Consider the following 21,159-nt stretch of genomic DNA (forward strand, 5'->3'; position numbering starts at 1 on the left):
TTTTGGAGCAGTTTTTACTCTTATTTTAAATCTTTTCTGTGACTTGGTATTTTTACGCATATTTGTGAATATTTCGTAATTAAATATAGCCATTTTTCCGATTAAAACAAATACTTTTACGAAAAATTATATATTAAATTTTATTCAAAAACATGACTGTGAAAACCATATTAATTTACGCACTGAAAATTCTGGGAGTCATTCTGGGAATTGTAATTGTTTACGTTCTTCTGGGATTACTAATTCCATTCATTCCGGTTTCTGCTAAAGATGACGGTGAGCCAAAAGATATTGCTATTTATATTTATACTAATGGTGTCCACACGGATATCGTAATGCCTGTAAAGAACGATATGAAGGATTGGAGCCTCATGATCCCTTTTGCAGATACAAAATCTAAAAAGACAGATTATCAATATATCGGGATAGGATGGGGAGATAAAGGTTTTTATCTGGATACACCAACTTGGGCAGATCTGAAATTTTCAACAGCAGTAAAAGCAGCTTTTTGGTTAAGTGATTCAGCCATGCATTGTACTTATTATTATGCAATGAAAGAAGGCGAAGATTGCAAAATGATCATGATCAGCAGAAGTCAGTATCAAAATTTAATCAAGTTTGTAGAAGATAAATTCGACAGAGATCAGAACGGAAAATTCATACTGATCCCTACCGATGCGGTATATGGTGATAATGATGCGTTCTATGATGCCAGAGGAACTTATAGTTTTCTTTATACCTGTAACACATGGACAAATAACGCGCTGAAAGCTGCAGGACAGAAAGCTGCTCTCTGGACACCTTCAGATTTTGGGATTTTCCAGCATTATAAATAACTAAAACTTATTTCCCAGCCTTATCACAAATAGAAAAAATCAGCAAAGCCTGTTCTGATGCAGATATATAATTAAAAAGAAGTAAGATGAAACATAAGCTTTTCCGTGAACAACAATTAAACTGTGATATAGAAACCGCCTGGAAATTCTTTTCCTCAGCCAATAATCTTTCAGAAATTACACCGAAGGATATGGGATTTACGGTATTAACAAAAATGGAAGATGATGAAATTTATGAAGGCATGCTCATCGATTATTACGTTTCGCCATTATTCGGTATTAAAATGAAATGGCAGACCGAAATTACCCATGTGGATTTTCAGAAAAGCTTTGTAGATTTTCAAAAGAAAGGGCCCTATAAACTATGGAACCATCATCATGAGTTCATCCCAAATGATGAAGGTGTTTTAATGAAAGATACAATAGATTATGAACTTCCCATGGGGTTCTTAGGAGAAATTGCCCATTCTTTATTTGTGAAAAAGAAACTGGAATACATCTTTGATTATCGTTTCAGAGTGTTGAGCAGGTTATTCTAAAAATGCTCAGGGAGCTGTATTGTTTGTTAGCCGCCATTCTGATGAAGGCAGAATCTCATGAATCATCCAAAAAGCGTGATTTTATCAGCATTGTTTAAGTTTTTTTAACAGTTTAAGCATAATAACTCCACCAAAATTTCTTATTTTTGCAGCACTAATGTTTTTACTGAAACACTAAGTATTCTGTTGACATGGCAAGTCTGAGGTCATTTTTCTATTTCTATATCCTACTGGTTTTTACCCTATTCAATTCGAATTGGGCAGAAAAATCATTGCAGAATATACCTCACATTCCCCATGTAAACAATATTCATCTGTTGGATGTTTACGAAGAAGCAGATATGAACACGCATGCTTTGCCTGCAGCTTCTAAAATCGTAAAACATTCACTTCGTAAAGATGAGCCTGCAGTAGGGAATTTCTCAGCAGCCTTAAAAACTGCTCCGAAAATCATACTTCCTGATATTGCAGTTTCCATTATCTGTGGAGTGAAATCCTTTCTCCATCTCCTCCAGTTGTATTAGTTTAAGTTATTGAATTTTAATTTATTTCAACGAAAATTTTATAACCTAAACATTCAAAAATGTATTTTAAAAATGTAATAATTTGCAGCCTTGCAATATTATTCGCAGTGTCATGCAATAAAGACAAGAAAAAAGATAATCAAAAAGAAAAAGAAGTTCCCGTGCTGGAAATCAAGGAAAAAGATACCTTGGTAAGCAATCAGTTTGTGACGGATATTCAGGCCAAGAAAAACGTAGAGATGCGTTCCAGGATTGGAGGAATTATTCAGCATATTTATGTGAATGAAGGACAGTTTGTTCATCAGGGACAGCCTTTATTCAAAATCAATGATGCTGAGTTACAAATGGAGCTTTTAAAGGCCAATGCCGCTTTGAAACAGGCTCAGGCAGATGTCCGGATCGCTGAAGTAGAACTGAAGCAGATCCAGAGCCTTCATGCTAAAAAATTTGTGGCCAATAATGAATTGGAAATGGTAAAGGCAAAACTTTCATCTGCCCAGGCTAAATATGCTTTTGCAGATGCAGAAAGAAGAGCTGTACTTCAAAAGATCAGTTTTACAAAAATTACGGCTCCTTTTGATGGAGTCATAGACGTTATTCCGCATAAAGACGGAAGTCTGGTGGAAAATGGAACTTTATTGACGACTTTATCCCAGCTCAATGAAGTGTATGCTTATTTTTCAATCCCGGAAAACCTGTATTTTGAACTTTTGGCCAATGATAAGATAGGAAATCATCAAAAGATTGAATTAACCCTTCCAAACGGGGTAAATTACCAGTTTAATGGAGCTTTAAAGACGGCTGAAGGGGAAATTGACAGAACTACAGGATCTATCCGTTATAAAGCCCTTTTCCCGAACCCGGATCGTCTGATTAAACACGGTACCTCAGGAAAGCTTATCATTTCCGAAAATCAGGATAACGCTATTCTTATTCCGCAGAAATCTACTTTCTCCATTCAGGATAAAACCTATGTTTTTGTAGTAGATAAGCAGAATAAAGTGAAAATGACAAACATCAAGATCGGAACTACTCTAAGGGATTCCTATATGGTGGAAAGCGGTCTTAAAAAAGGAGATTTAATCATTTATGAAGGTACCCAGTCCTTAAAGGATGGTGATATCATTAAAATCAAAAAGAAGTATTAACCTTTCATAATCTTTAAATCAACTTATTATGGTAGAGATGTTTATAAGACGAAAGGTTCTTTCGTTGGTTATTTCCATATTGTTTGTATTGCTGGGAATTATGGCGTTATTAAAGATGCCGATTACCCAGTTTCCGGATATTGTACCACCTTCAGTAACAGTAACAGCTAAATATACGGGTGCTAATGCCGAAGTATCAGCCAATGCGGTTGCCCTTCCGCTAGAGAGAGCCATTAACGGAGTACCGGGAATGACGTATATGTCAACAGTAACTTCCAATGACGGGCTTACTCTGATCCAGGTTTTCTTTGAAGTGGGAACCGATCCGGATGTCGCGGCAGTAAATGTTCAGAACAGGGTTACTACAATCCTTGATGAGCTTCCGGAAGAAGTAATCCGAGCCGGAGTAACTACTGAAAAGGAGGTGAACAGTATGCTGATGTACCTCAACATTACAAGTACAGATCCAAGTCAGGATGAGCAGTTCATTTATAACTTTACAGACATTAACGTTCTTCAGGAACTGAAACGTATTGATGGAGTAGGACGTGCTGAGATCATGGGGCAGAAAGAATACTCGATGAGAGTATGGCTTGATCCCCAGAAGATGGCTGCCTATAATATTTCAGCAGATGAAGTGATTACTTCGTTGCAGAAACAGAATATTTCGGCAGCACCGGGAAAAGTGGGGGAAACCTCTGGGAAAACTTCCAGCCAGCTTCAATATGTGATCAAATATAAAGGGAAATTTTTTGAGCCTAAGCAGTATGAAGAAGTTCCGATCAGATCTGATGTAGACGGAACGATCCTGAAGCTTAAAGATATTGCTAAAGTGGAATTCGGAGCGATGAATTACGGAATGGTTTCCAAAACAGACGGAAGACCTTCTGCATCCATTATGATGAAACAGCGTCCGGGTTCCAATGCCTCTGAAGTAATTGAAAGCGTAAAAGCTAAAATGGAAGAATTAAAAGTCACTTCTTTTCCTCCCGGAATGGAATACAATATGGCTTACGATGTTTCCAGATTCCTTGATGCTTCTATCAGTGCGGTGTTAACTACTCTTATCGAAGCCTTTATTCTGGTAGGAATTGTTGTATTTATCTTCCTTCAGGACTGGCGTTCTACGTTGATTCCTGTATTGGCAGTTCCGGTAGCATTGGTGGGAACCTTTGCATTTATGAATATGCTGGATTTCTCAGTAAACCTATTGACCTTATTTGCTTTGGTACTGGCCATTGGAATTGTGGTGGATAATGCCATTGTCGTCGTTGAAGCCGTCCACGTAAAAATGGAAGAAGGAATGAATGCAATGGATGCTACTATCAGTGCAACAAAAGAAATTGCAGGAGCAGTAGTAGCGATTACCATCGTAATGTCTGCTGTATTTATTCCTGTAGCGTTTCTGGATGGCCCGGTGGGTGTATTTTACCGTCAGTTTTCATTAACACTGGCCATCAGTATTGTGATTTCTGGGGTGAATGCATTGACGCTTACTCCGGCATTATGTGCTATTATTTTAAAACCTCACGATCACAATAAAAAGAAAACCATTATTGACAGGGCTTTCCAAAGTTTCAATACAGGTTTTGAAAGATTGACGAATGGCTATGTAAGTATTTTATCAAAATTTGCAACGAGAACTATCGTTACTTTTGGATTACTGTTTCTGTTTATCGGATTAACTTTTGTAACGAGTAAGTTCCTTCCAACCGGATTTATTCCAATGGAAGACCAGGGAATGGTATATGTAAGCGTAACCACTCCTCAGGGGGCAACCGTAGAAAGAACAGAAAAGGTATTGGATGAAGTAACGGTAATTGCCAAGAAAATAAACGGAGTTGAAAACGTAACAACTTTGGCAGGATACAGTATTGTAACGGAAATCGCAGGTTCATCCTACGGAATGGCAATGATTAACCTTAAAGACTGGAAGGAAAGATCTATATCAGTGAACGAGCTGATTACAGAGCTTTCAGAGAAGACAAAAGGAATTGCTGATGCCCAGATTGAGATCTTTGCTCCGCCAACAGTTCCGGGATTCGGAAATACCAGTGGTTTTGAATTGCGTTTGCTGGACAGAACCGGAGGAACCATCGAAAATACCGATAAGATCACCAAAGATTTTGTCAAAAAGTTGAATGAAGCTCCTGAGTTACAAAACAACTTTACCAGCTTTGATGCTACTTTCCCGCAATACATGATTAATGTAGATTATGATATGGCTGCGAAAAAAGGAATATCTGTAGACAATGCGATGTCTACATTACAAACCATGCTGGGATCATATTATGCCACCAATTTTATCCGTTTCAGCCAGATGTATAAAGTGATGGTTCAGGCAAGCCCGGAACATAGAGATACTCCGGAAAGTATCCTGAATTTATACCTGAAAAATGATAAAGGAGAAATGGTTCCTTTTTCAACATTTATCACCATTGAAAAAGTATATGGACCTGAAGTATTAACAAGGTACAATATGTATATGTCAGCCATGATTAATGGGGAACCTGCAGATGGATACAGCTCCGGTGATGCTATTGCAGCTGTTGAACGTGTAGCCAAAGAAACCCTTCCAAGAGGTTTCGATATTGAATGGTCCGGGATGACAAGAGAAGAGATCTTATCAGGAAATCAGACCGTATATATCTTCCTGATCTGTTTGTTGTTCGTATATCTTTTATTAGCCGCTCAATACGAGAGTTTCCTTCTTCCGATGCCTGTATTGTTAAGCCTTCCTACGGGAATCTTCGGTTCTTATATCGCATTGGTAATGGCAGGATTGGATAATAATATTTATGCACAGGTAGCTCTGGTGATGCTAATCGGGCTTTTAGCAAAAAATGCCATTTTGATTGTAGAGTTTGCCGTAGCCAGAAACAAACAAGGATATGATATTATTCCGGCAGCTATTGAAGGGGCAAGACAGCGTCTTAGACCTATCCTGATGACTTCCTTTGCCTTTGTGGCCGGATTGATTCCGCTGTGTATTGCATCGGGAGCCGGAGCTATCGGTAACCGTTCTATTGGTACGGCAGCGGCAGGAGGAATGCTGATAGGAACGATTTTCGGATTGGTAGTGATTCCGGGGTTGTATATATTCTTTGCAAAACTTGAAAATAAGAAGAAAGATGAAAAGAGTAAATCATAAACATATATTGTATGGGATAGCTGCCTTAAGCTTAGTTTCTTGTGCTGTTCCAAAAGTTGCCGATATTAAAAAAGCGCAGACACTTCCGGAAATGCCTGCTAAAACGGCCAGTTCAGAAGAATTTCAGCAATTAAACCTGAAAGCTTATTTTACCGATGCTCATTTATTGGAGCTTTTTGATAAAGTAGTACAGGCTAATCCTGATTTTCAGATTGCCCAGCAAAGAGTGGAAATCGCCAACAGCTTTTTGCAAAGATCGAAAATGGATCTTTTACCTTCCCTTGAAGTAGGAGCAGAAGTTACAGGAAACCGCTACGGAAAATATACAATGGAAGGAGTGGGGAATTATGACACCAATCTTTCTCCCAATATAACAGAAGAGCAGAAGATTAACCGTGATTTTACACCCAACTATTGGCTCGGAGCAAGAAGCAGCTGGGAGATTGATGCCTGGGGAAAACTGAAAAATAAAAAAATTGCGGCTCAAAAGAAATACCTTGCCTCTACAGAGGGATTGCGATTGCTTCAGGTAGAACTTTTCACGGATATTGCCAATCTATACTATCAATTAGTGGCTTTAGACAACCGCCTTGCCATTTATCAGAAGAACTATAATCTTCAGCAGAGAGCTTTTGAAATTGTTTTGGCTCAGCGTGAAGTGGGCAAGGCTACAGAACTTGCAGTACAACAGTTCAAAGCTCAGAATAACAACTGGCTGGCAGAAATAGAACATATTAAAGTAGAGATTGTAACCGTTGAACAGGCTATTACCACTTTAACAGGAAGCTATGGCGGAGAAGTAAAACGTGGTAAAACACTGATGCCAACCAATATGGATGTTTTAAATAAAACCATCAATGTAGAAGCGGTTATTCATGCAAGACCGGATGTAGCAGCCAATTATTATGTATTGGAGGCTTCCCAGGCAGATGCGAAGGCGGCAAGAGCAGCTTTTTATCCTAAAATTGATCTTGGAGCCGGAATCGGGATGAATTCTTTCTCTGTAGAAACACTTTTCAAACCAAGTTCATTGGCAGGACAGCTGTTAGGTGGTTTAATGGTTCCTGTTTTTAATAAAGGTCAGTTAAAGTATGAGTTTAAAGTAGCCAGCAAAGAACAGGAGATCGCTTTTTTAAATTATCAGAAGAGTATTACCACAGCATTCAATGAGCTTCAGTCTATTTTGAAACAGACAAGAATTTACGAAAGGGTTTTAAAATTGAAATCAGAAGAAGTAGGCTTTCTGGACCGTGGGGTTGAAGTTTCCAATGATCTGTACGTTACAGGATATGCCAATTATTTTGAGCTGATTAACTCCCAGAAAAGTAAGCTGACGGCTGAACTTGATCTGTTACAGTTCCAGCACCAGAATACCAGAAATAATGTTCTGTTGTTTAAAGCTTTAGGAGGAAACCTGAACTAGAAATAATTATTTTTTCGGTTTTGTAAACCGGTCATTTTTATTTTTACGACGAAGAAAGAAGTTGTCTCACTGCGAGGCAGCTTCTTTTGATTTTTGTGATGATTGGTATAAAAAAAGACCATCTTTAAGAGGGTCTTTTTCTGTATCATTTAAAAACATATCTGCTGTATAAGGCAGAATGCATTGATTTTATTTAACAATCTGGATTTCAACTGCAGAAAACCCTTTTGGAGATTTTTCCTTTTCAAAAGAAACTTTGTTTCCTTTTTTTACCGGTTCTACACAGTTATTATTGTGGAAGAAGATATTTTCTTTAGAGTTATCTTCAGTAATGAAACCATATCCTTTTTCACTAAGGAAAGTAACAATTCCCGTTTTTCTTGGATCTTCTTCAATAATAGGAGCAGCCCCCAATTGAATATCATCAAGATTTACTTCCTGTCTTTGTTCTGGTGGAGTAGAAGTTAATCTTCCGAATTCATCTACATACATGAAGACATCCTCCATGTCCTTACCTTTGTTGTTGTTCGTTTTACGTTCTTCGCGTCTTAGCGCTTTTTCTTTTTGCTTTTGAATTTTTTTCTTGAAATTTTCCTTTTTAGAAAAAGAATCTGCCATAAATTATTTTTAGTATTTAGTTTCTATAAATTGTATTGTTCACTCTGGTCTGCCTTAGACCTTAAAGCCCGTCGATGTTTCCTGTTCTGGGTTTCCTAATCATACAGAGCTTTAAAATTCCGACAAGTATTGTTCTGGGTAGAAGAATAAAAGTTAAAAATATGGCTGCTCAAAAAGCAAAGACTGAATACGTATATTCTGAGTCGTTACAGAAAACAAAGTAGTGACTTTGGTTAATAATATGCAAATATACAATAATAAAATGAATAAAACTGTTTTTAAATGATTGATTATCAGAAATGGTTTTTGTCAAACCCAATCTATATGTTCTTACTTACAGAGGAATAAAGCAGTATCGAATTATTTTTACAAAAAATCCCCAGTAAGCTGAGGATTAAAAAAAAATATATTAAGAATGAAATGGTGTGTGTTAATACGGGTGGGAAAGCATCAAATGCTATGCCTAAAATTCACTTAAGCTGGAAAAGTTAAGCATGTGTTTAATATAATAAACAGGATATAAACTCTATCTGTCTGGTAGATAATAGGATATTGACATAAATATGTTTATATAAATTTTAAATATTTTTTAGCTCAAATAAGATCTCATTTGAAACTTAAGATAAATTCCCGAAAATTTCACCATGTTGGGACCATTTTTATTATCCATCTTTGCTTCATCAACAATTAAAAATTTAAAAAAATGTCAACACAAAATGTAAACGGAAAAGTTGTTTTAATTGCCGGAGGAGGTAAAAACCTTGGTGGATTATTGAGTAGAGATTTTGCAGCAAAAGGAGCTAAATTAGCTATTCATTATAATAGTGAAAGCTCCAGAGCTGAAAGTGAAAAAACGCTGTCAGAAGTTCAGGCATTAGGTGCAGAAGCATTTCTGTTTCAGGGTGATCTTACTAAAGTAGATAATATTGCAAGGTTTTTTGATGAAACTATTTCCCGTTTTGGAGGCGTGGATATTGCCATCAATACAGTAGGAATGGTATTGAAAAAGCCATTTTCAGAAACTACGGAAGTAGAATATGATACGATGTTCAATGTGAATTCAAAATCAGCGTATTTCTTTTTACAGGAAGCCGGTAAAAAAATAAATGACCACGGCAAGATCTGTACGATTGTGACTTCATTACTTGCTGCGTATACAGGTCTTTATTCCACCTATGCAGGAGCAAAAGCGCCGGTAGAACACTTTACAAGAGCTGCTTCCAAAGAATTTGGAGCCAGAGGAATTTCTGTAACAGCTGTAGCACCTGGCCCTATGGATACACCGTTCTTCTACGGTCAGGAAACAGATGATGCAGTTGCCTATCACAAGTCAGCCTCTGCATTGGGTGGGCTTACCGATATTAAGGATATTGCTCCGCTGGTAGAATTTCTGGTTACTGACGGTTGGTGGATCACAGGACAGACGATCTTTGCCAATGGCGGTTACACAACAAGATAATCTAAGGCTTATAAAAAAGAAACTCACTGAAAGTTATTTTTCAGTGAGTTTTTTTATGATCTAAAGAAGAAATTATACCGTTTCCATCTTTCTTTTTTCCAATATACTTTTGATAATAAAGAAAAGACCCAGAAGAACAAAAGGAATACTTAAAAGCTGTCCCATATTCAGGCTCATTCCATGTTCAAATTCTACCTGGTCTACTTTGATAAACTCAATCAGGATTCTCATGATAAAGATTAAAAGAATACTGATTCCAAAATAGAATCCTTTTCCGATTTTAAAGATATCTTTCTTGTAAATAAGATAAACGAGAAGGAAAATAATCAAATAAGAAATGGCTTCATAAAGTTGAGCAGGATGTCTCGGAAGATTATCCACCTGACGGAAGATAAAAGCCCATGGAACATTGGTTGGCGTACCGATAATTTCAGAATTCATAAGATTGGCAAGCCTGATAAAAACACCACCCAATGGAAGTACGATGGCGATAGCATCCAAAACCTTCATTAATGGAATTTTAAACTTTCTGGAATAGATCAGAAGCATAATCATCAGCCCAATTCCACCACCATGGCTTGCAAGTCCTGCAAAACCGGTAAAGTGATAAGCTCCATCCGGTCCTCTTTGAATAGGTAAAAAGATTTCAAGGGGATGTTGAGAATAATAATCAAAATCATAGAAAATACAATGTCCTAGTCTGGCACCTACTAAAATTCCGATAAGAGCATATGAAAATAGGGCATCATGTGCCTGTACACTCAAATTTTCTTTTTTATAAACACTTTTTAAAATATTAAAGCATAAAACAAGCCCTGAAAGAAATAATAGGCCATAGTATTTAACGGAAACACCTAAAATATTGACGATTTCAGGATTCACATCCCAGTTGATATATAATAAACTCATTGATATTGTTATCGGATTTTAAAGTTGCAAAGATAGGAAAATAGGATTTTTAGGTAATAATACAGCGTTTAGAGGATCTTGTGTTTTGATTCGTAGTGTTTTAGATGAGGTTTCTGCTGCCCTATACACAAACTTCATAATGTGAAATGAGTACTGTTTTTTATCATAAAAACAAAGAATAATTTAAAATGATTCTTGATGAAACATTTTATAACTTTAAGTACAATTGAGAGAAACTTTGTTGCGGACAGAAATGATAAAATTTGAACAGAAAGGTCATACACTAATCATCATTTTTCTGCTTCATTATTTTCTCTTGATTTTTAGAATAACACCAACATAGAATATTGAATATGCATCATCAACTGGAAAAACATTATGTAAACAGGGTAGGTTGGCTTCGGGCGGCAGTTTTGGGAGCCAATGACGGATTGCTGTCTACCACAAGTATTGTTATTGGAGTTGCAGCAGCAGAACCGGAACGCCATATCATTATTCTGGCCGCCTTAGCGGGAATGATTGCCGGTGCAATGTCTATGGCTGCTGGAGAATATGTCTCTGTAAGTTCCCAGGAAGATACGGAAAAAGCAGACCTGATCCGGGAACAGCGGGAGCTTGAAGAAATGCCTGAAATAGAGCTTAGGGAACTTGCTAAGGTTTACGAAAAAAGAGGCTGTACTAAGGAAACAGCCATGCAGGTTGCTGTTGAACTTACAGAACACAATGCACTGGAAGCTCATGCCCGCGATGAATTGGGGATCAATGAAATTACTCAGGCCAAACCATTACAGGCTGCTATCGCTTCATTTGGGTCTTTTGCAGTAGGGGCATTATTGCCGTTTACAGTTTCTCTTGTGGCTCCCATTAAGCAGATGGTTTACTTTCAATATGGCTTTTCCATTATATTTTTAATGCTTTTGGGAGCTATTTCGGCTAAAGCAGGTGGTTCCAGTATCAGAATAGCCGTATTGAGAATCTGCTTCTGGGGAACGGTAGCTATGGGAGTTACCGCATTAGTTGGGCATCTTTTTGGAGTGAATGTATCCTGATTGAAAATTAACCTTAATGTAGTGCTATTAAGTTTTTTTATGATAAGTGCATGATTTTCAATTTGTATAAAACCTAACGAGTGTTAGTAGTAGAAGTACTACACTTTTTGAAATTTCCAATTAATTTGTATTTTGTTGTAGTAAATAGGTCTATATTTGGTGATATAAAACAACAAATCACACAATATTAACGATTAAAATTTACGATCATGGCAGAAAGAAATTCAAGAGGAATTTTAAAATTCAACAATGGAGAAGGGCAAAAATTATTAAAGCTTAACTATAGCGTATCAAGATCAACAGACGTGTCAGGACGTGTTGCATCAGACCCTTCTAATGCTCTTATCAAAATTACAGTAGAAGCTACAGATAAATCAGACATTCTGGAAAGCTTATTAAACGGGAAGTACAAACCTACAGTGGGTGAAATTACTTTCAACAAATCTCACGAAGAAGGCACATTAACAACTTTAAAGTGGCAGAATGGTTATGTAATCCAGCACGAAGTAGACTTTGATGCAGTGGATGAGAACAGTATGTATATCACTTTTGTGGTAAGTGCAGAACAAATTGATTTAGGAAATTCTTCTTATTACGGAGCTTGGCCTACAGCATAAGAATTCAATCCCTTATAATCATTATATTAAAATGGTATATCCACAGTGGATATACCATTTTTTTTGTTCATTATCATGAAGGTGTGGAAAGAAGGGTATGGTATCTGAGGGAATAATCTTTTATTTCCCATACTTTTATAATTTTGGAAGTTTACAAAAAGTTTTGAGATCTAGCAGGAAAAGATATACCTACAACGTATTTTCTGTGTGGAAAAATGAAAAACCTCTGAAAATCAAATGATTTCAGAGGTTTTTTGTACCCAGGACCGGGATCGAACCGGTACTCCTAAGAACTGGTGTTTGAGACCAGCGCGTCTACCAATTCCGCCACCTGGGCTTGATGTTTACTCCAAACAAGTTGTTTGTTTCAAATTGGTGTGCAAATATAGGAACTTTTTTCAATGTTCAAAAGCTTTTTGAAGAAAATTTTCTAAAAATTGAGTTCCAAACCGTCGTAGGCAAGGTGTATTCCGGGTGGAAGTTGTTTATCCTCAATATCATGCACACCTAAGTGATGGCTGATATGAGTTAAAAATAATTTTTTAGGCTTTAGCTCTTCAAACAATTTAATAACATCAGGAAGGATAAAATGGGCAGGATGCGGATCAAACTTCCTGATGCAATTTAAAATCAGGACATCCAGGTTTTTTAATTTTTCCTTTTCCGTTTCAGAAATAAAACCTGCATCGGTAATATAAGCCAGGTTTTTAAATTTATATCCAAAAACACTTATTTTAAAGTGAATTACTTCAATAGGTGTGACTTCTGTATCCAGCACTTGAAAAGGTTTATTTTCAATTTCATGAAGTTCAAAAGCAGGTGCTCCGGGATATCTCACATCAGCAAAAGCGTAAGGGAAACGGTTTTTAATCTCATGTGCAACTCTGGAATAACAGTAGAGTGGGACATCTTTACCACTTTTAAAAATTAGCGGACGCATATCGTCAAGCCCAATAACATGATCGTTGTGTTCATGAGTAATGAGTGCAAGATCCACAGTATGTTCGTGGTTGGTAAGCATTTGTTGCCTGAAATCCGGACCGCAATCAATAAGTATTTTTTTATTTTCATCCGTAGTTACCATTACGGAAGAGCGAAGACGTTTGTCTTTGGGATTTTCGGAAATACACACCTCGCAGGTGCAGCCAATAACAGGCACACCCTGGGAAGTACCGGTTCCTAAAAATTTCAACTTCATTTTGTTTTGAGGTTGGTTTAATTTTGGTAAATTTACAAAAAATTTAATGTCCTAATGTATCAGAAACTAACTCCTAAACAAAAAGCATTAACAATTAATCTAGATCCTACTATTTATGGTACTTTCGCAGAAATTGGAGCAGGGCAGGAGACTGTTCGTCATTTTTTTAGAGCAGGGGGAGCTTCCGGTACGATTGCTAAAGCGATGTCTGCTTACGACAAAGATTTTAGTGATGCTATCTACGGAAAAGAAGTAAAAAACAGATATGTTACCCAGAACAGGCTTCGCAAGATGCTTCGTTATGAAGTAGCATTGATTGAAGAGAGAATTTCAAGGGATAACAATCCGGACAGAAAGTTCTTTTCCTATGCCAATACAGTAACCACCATCAACTTCGACAAAACAGTAAAAGGCCACGGCTGGGTGGGAATCCGTTTTCAGACTAAAGAAAATGAAGATTACAACGAGATCGTAATTCACGTAAAATTCAAGGAAAATGATGCTACTCTTCAGCAGGAAACTTTGGGGAATCTTGGAGTAAATCTTATTTTTGGAGCTTTCCATTACTCTGATAATCCAAGAACTTTAGTAGAATCTCTATATGATGATATTGCAAAAGACAATCTTGAGATTGATATGATTGATTTCAGCGGGCCGGCTTTTGCTTATGTTGATAACAGATTGATGTCTCTTCAATTGGTGAAGAACGGAATGACTGATGCGGTGATCTTCAACTCTCAAGGAAGTAATATGCTTCCGGCAGATGTTCTTTACAAGAAAAATATTTTTGCAGTAAGAGGAAGCTTCAGACCCGTAACAAAGGTAAATATTGATATGCTTCAGAATGGAATGGATATGTTCCTGAAAGATGCGATCTGTACCCACGAAGAAACAGAGGTCCTTATTGAAATTACCATTTCCAACCTGAGAGCAGATGGAGATATTGATGAAAGGGACTTCCTGGATAGAGTAGATATTCTGGGTAAATTAGGATATACCGTTATTATTTCAAACTTCTCAGAATACTATAGACTGATTGATTATTTCGCATCTTATACAAGCGGAAATATCGGAGTAGCAATGGGAGTAAATAACCTATTGATGGTATTTGATGAAAAATATTATAAAGACCTTTCGGGAGGAATCCTTGAAGCATTCGGTAAGTTCTTCCGAAATGGAATGAGAGTATATCTATATCCTTATAAGGACCCTGAAACTCATCAGCTACTGAACTCTACCAATCTTAAAGTAGAAGAAAACCTTAAGGAATTGTATAAATATTTTATGCGTAACAACCGTATTGTAGATATTACGAATTACAATCCTGAATTTTTGGAAATTTACTCAAGAGAGATTTTGAGGAAAATAGCATGTTGCACTAAAGGCTGGGAAACCCAGGTTCCGGAAGGCGTAGCAGAAATGATTAAAGAGCGTGGAATGTTCGGTTATAAAGAAGAACTTCCTTTAAAACAATTCTCTTAAAAATATTAATATAATGTCAGAATTAAAGAAAAGACTTTCCTCTATTCTTGAAAGTCCAAAACATAATACAGAAGAGAAGCTTGAGAAAGTTTGCCACCTGTTAGATCAGGAAATCTCTTATTTTAACTGGACGGGCTTCTATTTTAAAAACGGAGATAAAGATGAACTGATCTTAGGCCCTTATGTAGGAGCTCCAACGGATCATACGATTATCCCTTACGGAAAAGGAATTTGTGGGCAGGTAGCTGTTTCCAATGAAACATTTGTTGTTCCTGATGTGCATGAAGAAAGCAATTATTTAAGTTGTTCAATTGATACCAAAGCTGAAATTGTAGTTCCGATCTTTAAAGATGGAAAAAACATTGGCCAGATTGATATTGACTCTCACACCATTGATCCTTTTACAGCTGAAGACCGCGAATTGTTGGAATGGCTTTGTAATGAGGTTTCCAAGATTTTGTAATCAAATTCAATAAGAATATAAAAAACTCCGACATTTATGGCCGGAGTTTTTATTTTTTTATGGATTGTTAGTCGTGATGACAAACATGATTAAAGGTTCGTCTCCCATATTTTCAATAGAATGATATCCTATAGAACTGATGGCCGTAATATCTCCTTTTTGAAGTGTTTTTGTACGGATAGGGCCATCTGTTCCGGTTCTTTCCCGATATTCACCGGTTCCATGTACAACAACATACAATTCCTCTTCATTTCTTTCATTATGGGTATGAAACCCGGATTCATCACCCTTATTCAATAGAACCATATAAGCTGCCAGACGATTGTTCGCCAGTTCTTTCTGTTCAAACATCTGTATCATATGTACAGTTCCTTTTCCTCCATACATATTTTCACGTTTATCAATGCGCGTGAAGGCTCGTTCATCCTTTCCAAATGGCATTACATAAAGGCGAATGTATTTCGAAACTTCCTGTATGACGTGCTCAAATTCTACTCCCTCAGATAATATAACAGTACCAGACATTTATTTTGAATATTAATGAAGAACAATGTACCAAAAATTATAGGATAAGACAAGATATAATTTTAATGTGAGACTTTTTTTATTAAGGTTAAAGACATCTTTTCCAGATGAAATCAAATTTGCATAGCATGTATTTCCGCCAGCAATTCTTTAAAATAATGCTCACATTTCGCAATATGCGTTCCATACCAGGAAAATGCCTCTCCATCCACAATCATGATCTTTTTCTCAGGGTAAAAAACTCTTAGTTCTTCAATATGTTTTTCCTTAAATGGGAACGGTTCTGAAGACAGCATAATGACATCAGCTTTATCCAGATCTTCAGCAGTAATTTCCGGATATCGGGTTTTATCTTTAAAGATATTTTCAAAACCTATCTCCATCAGTATTTTATGAATAAAAGTATCTGAACCAACGGTCATATAAGGATTTTTCCAGATAAGATAAGCTGCTTTTACAGGAGCTTCAAGCTTAGCCTGATTAAGAATTTCATAAATTTTAAGGTTGAAAAGCTGGGCTCTTTCTTCTTTTCCGAAAAGCTTTCCAAGGTTTTTAAGCAGATAATAATTGTCTTCAATAGTCTCTACATTGGTTACCATAACCTTGAAATCATCCATTAAAGCTTCTACCTGTTCTTTGATGTTTTCCTCTTTATTGGCAAGGATGATATCCGGTTGCAGGGCTTTAATTTTTTCGATATTAATATTTTTTGTTCCACCAATAATAGGAACATTTTTTAACTTTTCTTTGGGATGAATACAGAATTTCGTTCTTCCGATAACTTCATTTTCGGTAAGGCCTAAATCAAATAAAGCCTCTGTAATAGAGGGTACAAGTGAAACGATTTTCATATTGGCATTTTAGATGATGCCTAAATTACAAAAGTTTTCCGGTTAAGAAAAGTCCGGCTACCGTAAAATAGATGATTAATCCTGTAACATCCACCAATGTTGCTACAAATGGAGCAGAAGAAGTGGCAGGGTCAAGTTTTAGCTTCTTTAAAACAAACGGGATCATAGAACCTGATAAAGTTCCCCATAAGACAATGGCAATCAGGGATACAGAAACACTTAATCCTACATATACCCAATACTGACCGTAATCGAAGAGACCGATTTTTTGCCAAAGCATAATCCTTATAAAACCGATCACTCCTAAAATAGCTCCCAAGCATAAACCGGAGATGATCTCCTTTCTCATTACGTACCACCAGTCTTTCAGGTTGATCTCCTGAAGGGCCATAGCACGGATAATCAATGTTGCTGCCTGTGATCCGGAGTTACCACCGCTGGAAATAATTAGTGGAACGAATAAGGCAAGAACAACTGCTTTTTCAATTTCTTTATCAAAATATCCCATCGCCGAAGCGGTCAGCATTTCAGAAACGAATAAAATAATCAGCCAGGTTGCTCTTTTTTTAATCATTTCTGTCCAGGAAGTTTGAGTATAGGGAAGATCTAACGCTTCCAATCCCCCGAATTTCTGAATATCCTCGGTATTCTGTTGTTCAATCTGGTCAAGAATGTCATCAATGGTTACAATTCCCACCAGAACACCTGCTTCTGTAATGATAGGTAGGGCGCCACGGTCATATTTTTCGAAATACGTTACCGCATCCTCTTTAGAGGTGGTGGTAGTGATAGCTACAAAGTGATTGTCTGTCATATCGGAAACCAAAGTATCTTCCTCTTCCAATAATAAAGTTCCGATGGCAAGGTCATCAATCAAACGGTTTCTTTCATCCACTACATACAGATAGTTCATGGTTTCCACCTTTCTTCCTACCTTTTTGATCTGTTGAAGACATCTTTTTACCGTCCATTCCTTACGGATCTGGATATAGTAAGGCGTCATTAGACGGGCAATAGAATCAGAGTTGTACCCCAAAAGTTTTAAAGCAATCCTTCTTTCTTGCGGATTAAGATGATTAATAGAATATTTAATCAGTTCATCAGGAAAGTCCTCAAAAAGGGCCGTTCTATCATCAGGAGTCATGGCATTCAAGATTTCGGAAACTTCGTCGCTTCCGATGCTTCTGATGGTGTCTTCCTGAAAATCCGGATCAAGATGAGAAAAAACTTCTGCTTTGTATTCTTTCGGAACCTTCAGAAACTCGAGCAGCCGCTCGTCAGCTGGAAGTTTGCTGAGAGTTTCGGCGATATCGGCAGGGTTGAAGATAAGTTCGTCTCTAGAATTCAAAACGTAAAATTTTTAGGATATGCAAAAATAATTCAAATTTTTAAGACTGAGTAATAAAGTGGGAAATTTAAGGATTTATTAAAGTCTAAAATCTTTAAAACAGAATAAAAAACATCCGCCGAAGCGGATGTTCAAAAATTAAATTTAAAAATATCCTTTTAATCAAGAATAGGTTCACATTCCATAACAGGAGAAGGGAGGCAGAACCCTCCGCTGCAACATTCTCCCGAATCACATTCAGGATAAGTACTTCTACATTTTTTCATTTGCAGACTTCCTTTTATTTCTTTTTGCTCCTTTCGGTTCAGCCTTTTAAAATTTGAATGTTTCATAAGAAATGATTGTTCATTAAAAGCTCAAAATTATTCTTCAAAACAGATATATTCCATACAAACACCTTTGCAGCACATTCCGAAAATACACTGTGAATGTTCTGTGCATCTTGTAAGACCTGCTCCCTTAATTTGCTTTGCAGTTTCTCTGCTGATTTTCTTTAGATTTTTCATAGTAGTTTGGATTTAAAGTGTTTTACTAAAATAATAAATATTTTCCAATTATTCATTTGTTCGTGAAAATGATATTTATAAATAAGTATTTGATTATTATTGTTTTGGATGAATAATGCCTGAAAATTGAGGTTAAAAGTTTTTGGTTATTCCAATGGACAAGGGCGCGTAATACAGGTATTTCGGCAACATGATCCACCCGGGCATTCAAAATGTTCCGTACATCTTCTGATAATTCCACTGCCTTGAATTTGTTTTGCTGTCTCTCTGTTGATTTTCTTTAAATTTTTCATGTGATTTGTTTTAAATAGTTAGCTTAATAATGTTAGTATTCCAAACAAATAAATGGTGAACAGATTCCATTACAGCACCATCCCACAGGACAGAGGTTAGTTTCATCACATCTTTCCATTTTTCCGCCGTTAATTTGCTTTGCGGTTTCTCTGTTGATTTTTTTTAAATTTTTCATAGATTTTTGGTTTTAATGTCAATCTAAAATAGTAAATAATTTTTAATTATTCATTATTTAGTGAAAATATTTAATTGAAAATCAGTTTATTATGTGTAGTTTTTTGATTTATGTTATAAAAAAAGCATCTGTAAAAACAGATGCTAAATGTATTGTTATTTTCTAATCTAATATGGGGCACATGTAGGGACTACAAATACCTTCACAACACCATCCTATTGTACATGGTCTTGTATTGCTGCATCTTGCAATGGCTCCTCCATTGATTTGCTTTGCTGCTTCTCTGTTGAGCTTTTTTAAATTTTTCATAGATTTTTGGTTTTAATGTGAGTCTAAAATAACAATTATTTTTCAATTATTCATTAATAAGTGAAAATATTTAATTGAATATCAATTGTTTGTGATGTTAATTGTGCTTTGTAAAAGGAAACACCTGCTTATTATAAACAGGTGCTATGCATTTGATATTAAAAAGTTACAGCTCAGGGCAGGGATTATACATACAAGCATTTCTGCAGCATGATCCGCCCGGACATTCAAAATGGTAGTCACATTTTTGAATACCTCCGTTTCTGACACCGCCCAGAATTTCTTTCTGGATGTTTCTATTGAGTTTTTGTAAATTTTTCATTAGGACTTAGGTTTAATGTGAAACTAAGCTAATAAAAGAAAAACAGTTGTGTAGAATAGGATCTATATAGTACAGGCAAAGAACGATAAACAGATATTTTCTATCTGTGATGTCCTTATTTTGATGATTGAAAGTAAAAGAGAAAATAGAATTCAGATCATCATCATGATTCACTTGTGAAGCAAAATTGACCATTGACAATTACTTCAATATCAGTAGTAGTAGATCAAAGTTTTTATGTTTTAAAGCTTTATAACTCTGATTCTGTAGGCTTCAGTTTTCTCAGTTTTTTAATGATTCCTTTAATGGCTCCTTCTGTACCTATTTTTACAGAATTTACCGTAGAACCAAGAAGGCGCATATTTTTACGATAGGTATCGTGATCTGTTTCTGTAACCAGATTTCCATCTGCACCAAAAAGTTTCATGCTTACAACCACCTGATTGGAAAATACATACTTACCAAAACCAACTTTGAAATAACGTACTTTGGAAACAATGGCAAAATCCGCATCATTATTGGAACAATAATCTACGATGGTTTGCTTATCTATGCTATCGAAGGGAACCTGAACTTCTGCACGAAGCATCTTATTTCTTCTTCCGCTAAAGTTATCAGAAACAGCATCAAAGAATGCATTGTTGGTAGGCTCCTTAATTTCATCAATATCAGGCTCTACCTCGGGATTGAAGTATAGAACTTTTTTTATTTTATCATCAGCATTTTTTTGCGCCTGTACTGAAGTAAAGCCAATGAATAAAAAAGTAGTAACTGCTGTAAAGAATATAAATTTTCTCATCTGTAATTCGAATGCAAAATTACTGCCTTTTCGTTGAATAATGTGAAATTTATTAAGAAATTTTTAACATTTTTTTCTATCAATTTTAATTCATGAAATCAATAATGTTTGTGGAATCAAAAAATAATCGTAATTTTGCACCCGTTACATAATAATCATTAAATAATATTGGAATGTACTTAACAACAGACAAAAAGCAGGAAATTTTCGCACAACATGGAAAATCTGCACAGGACACAGGAAGCGCAGAAGGACAAATCGCTCTTTTCACTTTCAGAATCAACCACTTATCTCAGCACTTAAAAGCTAACCGTCATGATTTCAACACAGAGAGATCTCTTGTGAAATTGGTAGGTAAGAGAAAAAGTTTACTAGATTACCTTAAAAAGAAAGATATCGCAAGATACAGAGCAATTATTGCTACATTAGGTTTAAGAAAATAATCTATAAAGATTTTCAAAATAAAAGCAACTTCGAAAGAGGTTGCTTTTTTTGTTATGCATTATTGTGAAATGAAATTAGTAAGCTTACATGGTAATAAATCGGATTTTTCAATGTAGTCTGCCGTTCCATAAAATTTTGGTCTCATGGTCTATGAAGAATCGAAAAGAAAC

General features: G+C 36.2%; 25 protein-coding genes and 1 tRNA gene. 12 read left to right on the forward strand and 14 right to left on the reverse strand.

Features of this window, described 5'->3' with window-relative positions:
- The first annotated feature begins 152 nt into the window (after positions 1–152).
- From BBH99_RS11275 to BBH99_RS11300, 6 genes are all read left to right on the forward strand, one after another.
- Positions 153–836 carry a TIGR02117 family protein gene (locus BBH99_RS11275; protein ID WP_066695564.1) on the forward strand — a complete coding sequence of 228 codons (684 nt, stop codon included), beginning with the start codon at positions 153–155 and terminating at the stop codon, positions 834–836.
- Between the two features lie 86 nt (positions 837–922).
- Positions 923–1,375 carry an SRPBCC family protein gene (locus BBH99_RS11280; protein WP_066695569.1) on the forward strand — a complete coding sequence of 151 codons (453 nt, stop codon included), beginning with the start codon at positions 923–925 and terminating at the stop codon, positions 1,373–1,375.
- A 191-nt stretch (positions 1,376–1,566) separates the two neighbouring features.
- Positions 1,567–1,899, forward strand: a complete 333-nt coding sequence (locus BBH99_RS11285) for a hypothetical protein (protein ID WP_066695574.1) — start codon at positions 1,567–1,569, stop codon at positions 1,897–1,899.
- 59 nt (positions 1,900–1,958) lie between these two features.
- Positions 1,959–3,047, forward strand: a complete 1,089-nt coding sequence (locus BBH99_RS11290; protein WP_066695576.1) for an efflux RND transporter periplasmic adaptor subunit — start codon at positions 1,959–1,961, stop codon at positions 3,045–3,047.
- 28 nt (positions 3,048–3,075) lie between these two features.
- Complete coding sequence (locus BBH99_RS11295; protein ID WP_066695579.1) at positions 3,076–6,198, forward strand: efflux RND transporter permease subunit; 3,123 nt, start codon at positions 3,076–3,078, stop codon at positions 6,196–6,198.
- Entirely contained in the window at positions 6,179–7,621 is a 1,443-nt protein-coding gene (locus BBH99_RS11300; protein WP_066695580.1) for a TolC family protein, read from the forward strand. Before BBH99_RS11295 ends, BBH99_RS11300 begins: the two co-directional genes overlap by 20 nt.
- 189 nt (positions 7,622–7,810) lie before the next feature.
- Here the strand turns inward: BBH99_RS11300 and BBH99_RS11305 are convergent, their stop codons facing one another.
- Positions 7,811–8,239, reverse strand: a complete 429-nt coding sequence (locus BBH99_RS11305) for a cold shock domain-containing protein (protein WP_047096384.1) — start codon at positions 8,237–8,239, stop codon at positions 7,811–7,813.
- A 703-nt stretch (positions 8,240–8,942) separates the two neighbouring features.
- Between BBH99_RS11305 and BBH99_RS11310 the strand changes: the two genes are divergently transcribed.
- Positions 8,943–9,698, forward strand: a complete 756-nt coding sequence (locus BBH99_RS11310) for an SDR family oxidoreductase (RefSeq protein ID WP_066695585.1) — start codon at positions 8,943–8,945, stop codon at positions 9,696–9,698.
- A gap of 72 nt (positions 9,699–9,770) precedes the next feature.
- On the opposite strand, the gene lgt is transcribed toward BBH99_RS11310, so the two are convergent.
- Positions 9,771–10,607: a prolipoprotein diacylglyceryl transferase gene (lgt, locus tag BBH99_RS11315; protein WP_066695587.1), complete on the reverse strand. Its 837-nt coding sequence runs from the start codon at positions 10,605–10,607 to the stop codon at positions 9,771–9,773.
- 353 nt (positions 10,608–10,960) lie between these two features.
- On the opposite strand from lgt, the gene BBH99_RS11320 reads away from it, so the two are divergent.
- Positions 10,961–11,656 carry a VIT1/CCC1 transporter family protein gene (locus BBH99_RS11320; protein WP_066695588.1) on the forward strand — a complete coding sequence of 232 codons (696 nt, stop codon included), beginning with the start codon at positions 10,961–10,963 and terminating at the stop codon, positions 11,654–11,656.
- Between the two features lie 209 nt (positions 11,657–11,865).
- Entirely contained in the window at positions 11,866–12,273 is a 408-nt protein-coding gene (tssD, locus tag BBH99_RS11325) for a type VI secretion system tube protein TssD (RefSeq protein ID WP_066695589.1), read from the forward strand.
- Between the two features lie 257 nt (positions 12,274–12,530).
- Here tssD and BBH99_RS11330 read toward each other — a convergent pair.
- Positions 12,531–12,610, reverse strand: a tRNA-Leu gene (locus BBH99_RS11330).
- 93 nt (positions 12,611–12,703) lie between these two features.
- The gene (locus tag BBH99_RS11335; protein ID WP_066695591.1) at positions 12,704–13,471 is read right to left on the reverse strand and encodes an MBL fold metallo-hydrolase; all 768 of its coding nucleotides are present in this window, start codon (positions 13,469–13,471) and stop codon (positions 12,704–12,706) included.
- A gap of 54 nt (positions 13,472–13,525) precedes the next feature.
- On the opposite strand from BBH99_RS11335, the gene BBH99_RS11340 reads away from it, so the two are divergent.
- Together BBH99_RS11340 and BBH99_RS11345 are read left to right on the forward strand one after the other, a co-directional pair.
- The gene (locus tag BBH99_RS11340) at positions 13,526–14,953 is read left to right on the forward strand and encodes a nicotinate-nucleotide adenylyltransferase (protein WP_066695596.1); all 1,428 of its coding nucleotides are present in this window, start codon (positions 13,526–13,528) and stop codon (positions 14,951–14,953) included.
- 13 nt (positions 14,954–14,966) lie between these two features.
- Positions 14,967–15,416: a GAF domain-containing protein gene (locus BBH99_RS11345; RefSeq protein WP_066695598.1), complete on the forward strand. Its 450-nt coding sequence runs from the start codon at positions 14,967–14,969 to the stop codon at positions 15,414–15,416.
- A 57-nt stretch (positions 15,417–15,473) separates the two neighbouring features.
- On the opposite strand, the gene BBH99_RS11350 is transcribed toward BBH99_RS11345, so the two are convergent.
- The 10 genes from BBH99_RS11350 to BBH99_RS11365 form a co-directional block, all read right to left on the reverse strand.
- Positions 15,474–15,941, reverse strand: coding sequence for a cupin domain-containing protein (locus BBH99_RS11350; protein WP_066695606.1), 468 nt, complete (start codon positions 15,939–15,941; stop codon positions 15,474–15,476).
- Positions 15,942–16,054: 113 nt separating this feature from the next.
- Positions 16,055–16,792, reverse strand: a complete 738-nt coding sequence (locus BBH99_RS11355; protein ID WP_066695608.1) for an ABC transporter substrate-binding protein — start codon at positions 16,790–16,792, stop codon at positions 16,055–16,057.
- Positions 16,793–16,817: 25 nt separating this feature from the next.
- Complete coding sequence (gene mgtE / locus BBH99_RS11360) at positions 16,818–18,140, reverse strand: magnesium transporter (RefSeq protein ID WP_066695610.1); 1,323 nt, start codon at positions 18,138–18,140, stop codon at positions 16,818–16,820.
- Positions 18,141–18,298: 158 nt separating this feature from the next.
- Positions 18,299–18,472: a hypothetical protein gene (locus BBH99_RS22405; RefSeq protein ID WP_165601923.1), complete on the reverse strand. Its 174-nt coding sequence runs from the start codon at positions 18,470–18,472 to the stop codon at positions 18,299–18,301.
- A gap of 30 nt (positions 18,473–18,502) precedes the next feature.
- Complete coding sequence (locus BBH99_RS22410; RefSeq protein ID WP_165601924.1) at positions 18,503–18,646, reverse strand: bacteriocin-like protein; 144 nt, start codon at positions 18,644–18,646, stop codon at positions 18,503–18,505.
- A 146-nt stretch (positions 18,647–18,792) separates the two neighbouring features.
- Positions 18,793–18,939, reverse strand: a complete 147-nt coding sequence (locus BBH99_RS22415; protein ID WP_165601925.1) for a bacteriocin-like protein — start codon at positions 18,937–18,939, stop codon at positions 18,793–18,795.
- A 32-nt stretch (positions 18,940–18,971) separates the two neighbouring features.
- On the reverse strand, positions 18,972–19,115 hold the full coding sequence (locus BBH99_RS22420; protein WP_165601926.1) for a bacteriocin-like protein: 144 nt from the start codon (positions 19,113–19,115) through the stop codon (positions 18,972–18,974).
- A 162-nt stretch (positions 19,116–19,277) separates the two neighbouring features.
- Positions 19,278–19,424 carry a bacteriocin-like protein gene (locus BBH99_RS23160; RefSeq protein ID WP_449384790.1) on the reverse strand — a complete coding sequence of 49 codons (147 nt, stop codon included), beginning with the start codon at positions 19,422–19,424 and terminating at the stop codon, positions 19,278–19,280.
- A gap of 166 nt (positions 19,425–19,590) precedes the next feature.
- Positions 19,591–19,746, reverse strand: coding sequence for a hypothetical protein (locus BBH99_RS22425; protein ID WP_165601927.1), 156 nt, complete (start codon positions 19,744–19,746; stop codon positions 19,591–19,593).
- Positions 19,747–19,996: 250 nt separating this feature from the next.
- Positions 19,997–20,545: a pyruvate decarboxylase gene (locus BBH99_RS11365; protein ID WP_066695612.1), complete on the reverse strand. Its 549-nt coding sequence runs from the start codon at positions 20,543–20,545 to the stop codon at positions 19,997–19,999.
- Positions 20,546–20,718: 173 nt separating this feature from the next.
- Between BBH99_RS11365 and rpsO the strand changes: the two genes are divergently transcribed.
- Positions 20,719–20,988 (forward strand): 30S ribosomal protein S15, encoded by a 270-nt coding sequence (gene rpsO, locus BBH99_RS11370; protein ID WP_066695614.1) that lies wholly within the window; start codon positions 20,719–20,721, stop codon positions 20,986–20,988.
- Positions 20,989–21,159 lie beyond the last annotated feature (171 nt).

The sequence above is a fragment of the Chryseobacterium contaminans genome, from assembly GCF_001684955.1.
Lineage (GTDB): Bacteria > Bacteroidota > Bacteroidia > Flavobacteriales > Weeksellaceae > Chryseobacterium > Chryseobacterium contaminans.

What these genes read in the sequence shown, in the direction of transcription:
- BBH99_RS11275 (WP_066695564.1), top strand. Translation starts at nt 153, where the DNA reads ATGACTGTGAAAACCATATTAATTTACGCACTGAAAATTCTGGGAGTC.
- BBH99_RS11280 (WP_066695569.1), top strand. Translation starts at nt 923, where the DNA reads ATGAAACATAAGCTTTTCCGTGAACAACAATTAAACTGTGATATAGAA.
- BBH99_RS11285 (WP_066695574.1), top strand. Translation starts at nt 1,567, where the DNA reads ATGGCAAGTCTGAGGTCATTTTTCTATTTCTATATCCTACTGGTTTTT.
- BBH99_RS11290 (WP_066695576.1), top strand. Translation starts at nt 1,959, where the DNA reads ATGTATTTTAAAAATGTAATAATTTGCAGCCTTGCAATATTATTCGCA.
- BBH99_RS11295 (WP_066695579.1), top strand. Translation starts at nt 3,076, where the DNA reads ATGGTAGAGATGTTTATAAGACGAAAGGTTCTTTCGTTGGTTATTTCC.
- BBH99_RS11300 (WP_066695580.1), top strand. Translation starts at nt 6,179, where the DNA reads ATGAAAAGAGTAAATCATAAACATATATTGTATGGGATAGCTGCCTTA.
- BBH99_RS11305 (WP_047096384.1), bottom strand. Translation starts at nt 8,239, where the DNA reads ATGGCAGATTCTTTTTCTAAAAAGGAAAATTTCAAGAAAAAAATTCAA.
- BBH99_RS11310 (WP_066695585.1), top strand. Translation starts at nt 8,943, where the DNA reads ATGTCAACACAAAATGTAAACGGAAAAGTTGTTTTAATTGCCGGAGGA.
- lgt (WP_066695587.1), bottom strand. Translation starts at nt 10,607, where the DNA reads ATGAGTTTATTATATATCAACTGGGATGTGAATCCTGAAATCGTCAAT.
- BBH99_RS11320 (WP_066695588.1), top strand. Translation starts at nt 10,961, where the DNA reads ATGCATCATCAACTGGAAAAACATTATGTAAACAGGGTAGGTTGGCTT.
- tssD (WP_066695589.1), top strand. Translation starts at nt 11,866, where the DNA reads ATGGCAGAAAGAAATTCAAGAGGAATTTTAAAATTCAACAATGGAGAA.
- BBH99_RS11335 (WP_066695591.1), bottom strand. Translation starts at nt 13,471, where the DNA reads ATGAAGTTGAAATTTTTAGGAACCGGTACTTCCCAGGGTGTGCCTGTT.
- BBH99_RS11340 (WP_066695596.1), top strand. Translation starts at nt 13,526, where the DNA reads ATGTATCAGAAACTAACTCCTAAACAAAAAGCATTAACAATTAATCTA.
- BBH99_RS11345 (WP_066695598.1), top strand. Translation starts at nt 14,967, where the DNA reads ATGTCAGAATTAAAGAAAAGACTTTCCTCTATTCTTGAAAGTCCAAAA.
- BBH99_RS11350 (WP_066695606.1), bottom strand. Translation starts at nt 15,941, where the DNA reads ATGTCTGGTACTGTTATATTATCTGAGGGAGTAGAATTTGAGCACGTC.
- BBH99_RS11355 (WP_066695608.1), bottom strand. Translation starts at nt 16,792, where the DNA reads ATGAAAATCGTTTCACTTGTACCCTCTATTACAGAGGCTTTATTTGAT.
- BBH99_RS22405 (WP_165601923.1), bottom strand. Translation starts at nt 18,472, where the DNA reads ATGAAACATTCAAATTTTAAAAGGCTGAACCGAAAGGAGCAAAAAGAA.
- BBH99_RS22410 (WP_165601924.1), bottom strand. Translation starts at nt 18,646, where the DNA reads ATGAAAAATCTAAAGAAAATCAGCAGAGAAACTGCAAAGCAAATTAAG.
- BBH99_RS22415 (WP_165601925.1), bottom strand. Translation starts at nt 18,939, where the DNA reads ATGAAAAATTTAAAGAAAATCAACAGAGAGACAGCAAAACAAATTCAA.
- BBH99_RS22420 (WP_165601926.1), bottom strand. Translation starts at nt 19,115, where the DNA reads ATGAAAAATTTAAAAAAAATCAACAGAGAAACCGCAAAGCAAATTAAC.
- BBH99_RS23160 (WP_449384790.1), bottom strand. Translation starts at nt 19,424, where the DNA reads ATGAAAAATTTAAAAAAGCTCAACAGAGAAGCAGCAAAGCAAATCAAT.
- BBH99_RS22425 (WP_165601927.1), bottom strand. Translation starts at nt 19,746, where the DNA reads ATGAAAAATTTACAAAAACTCAATAGAAACATCCAGAAAGAAATTCTG.
- BBH99_RS11365 (WP_066695612.1), bottom strand. Translation starts at nt 20,545, where the DNA reads ATGAGAAAATTTATATTCTTTACAGCAGTTACTACTTTTTTATTCATT.
- rpsO (WP_066695614.1), top strand. Translation starts at nt 20,719, where the DNA reads ATGTACTTAACAACAGACAAAAAGCAGGAAATTTTCGCACAACATGGA.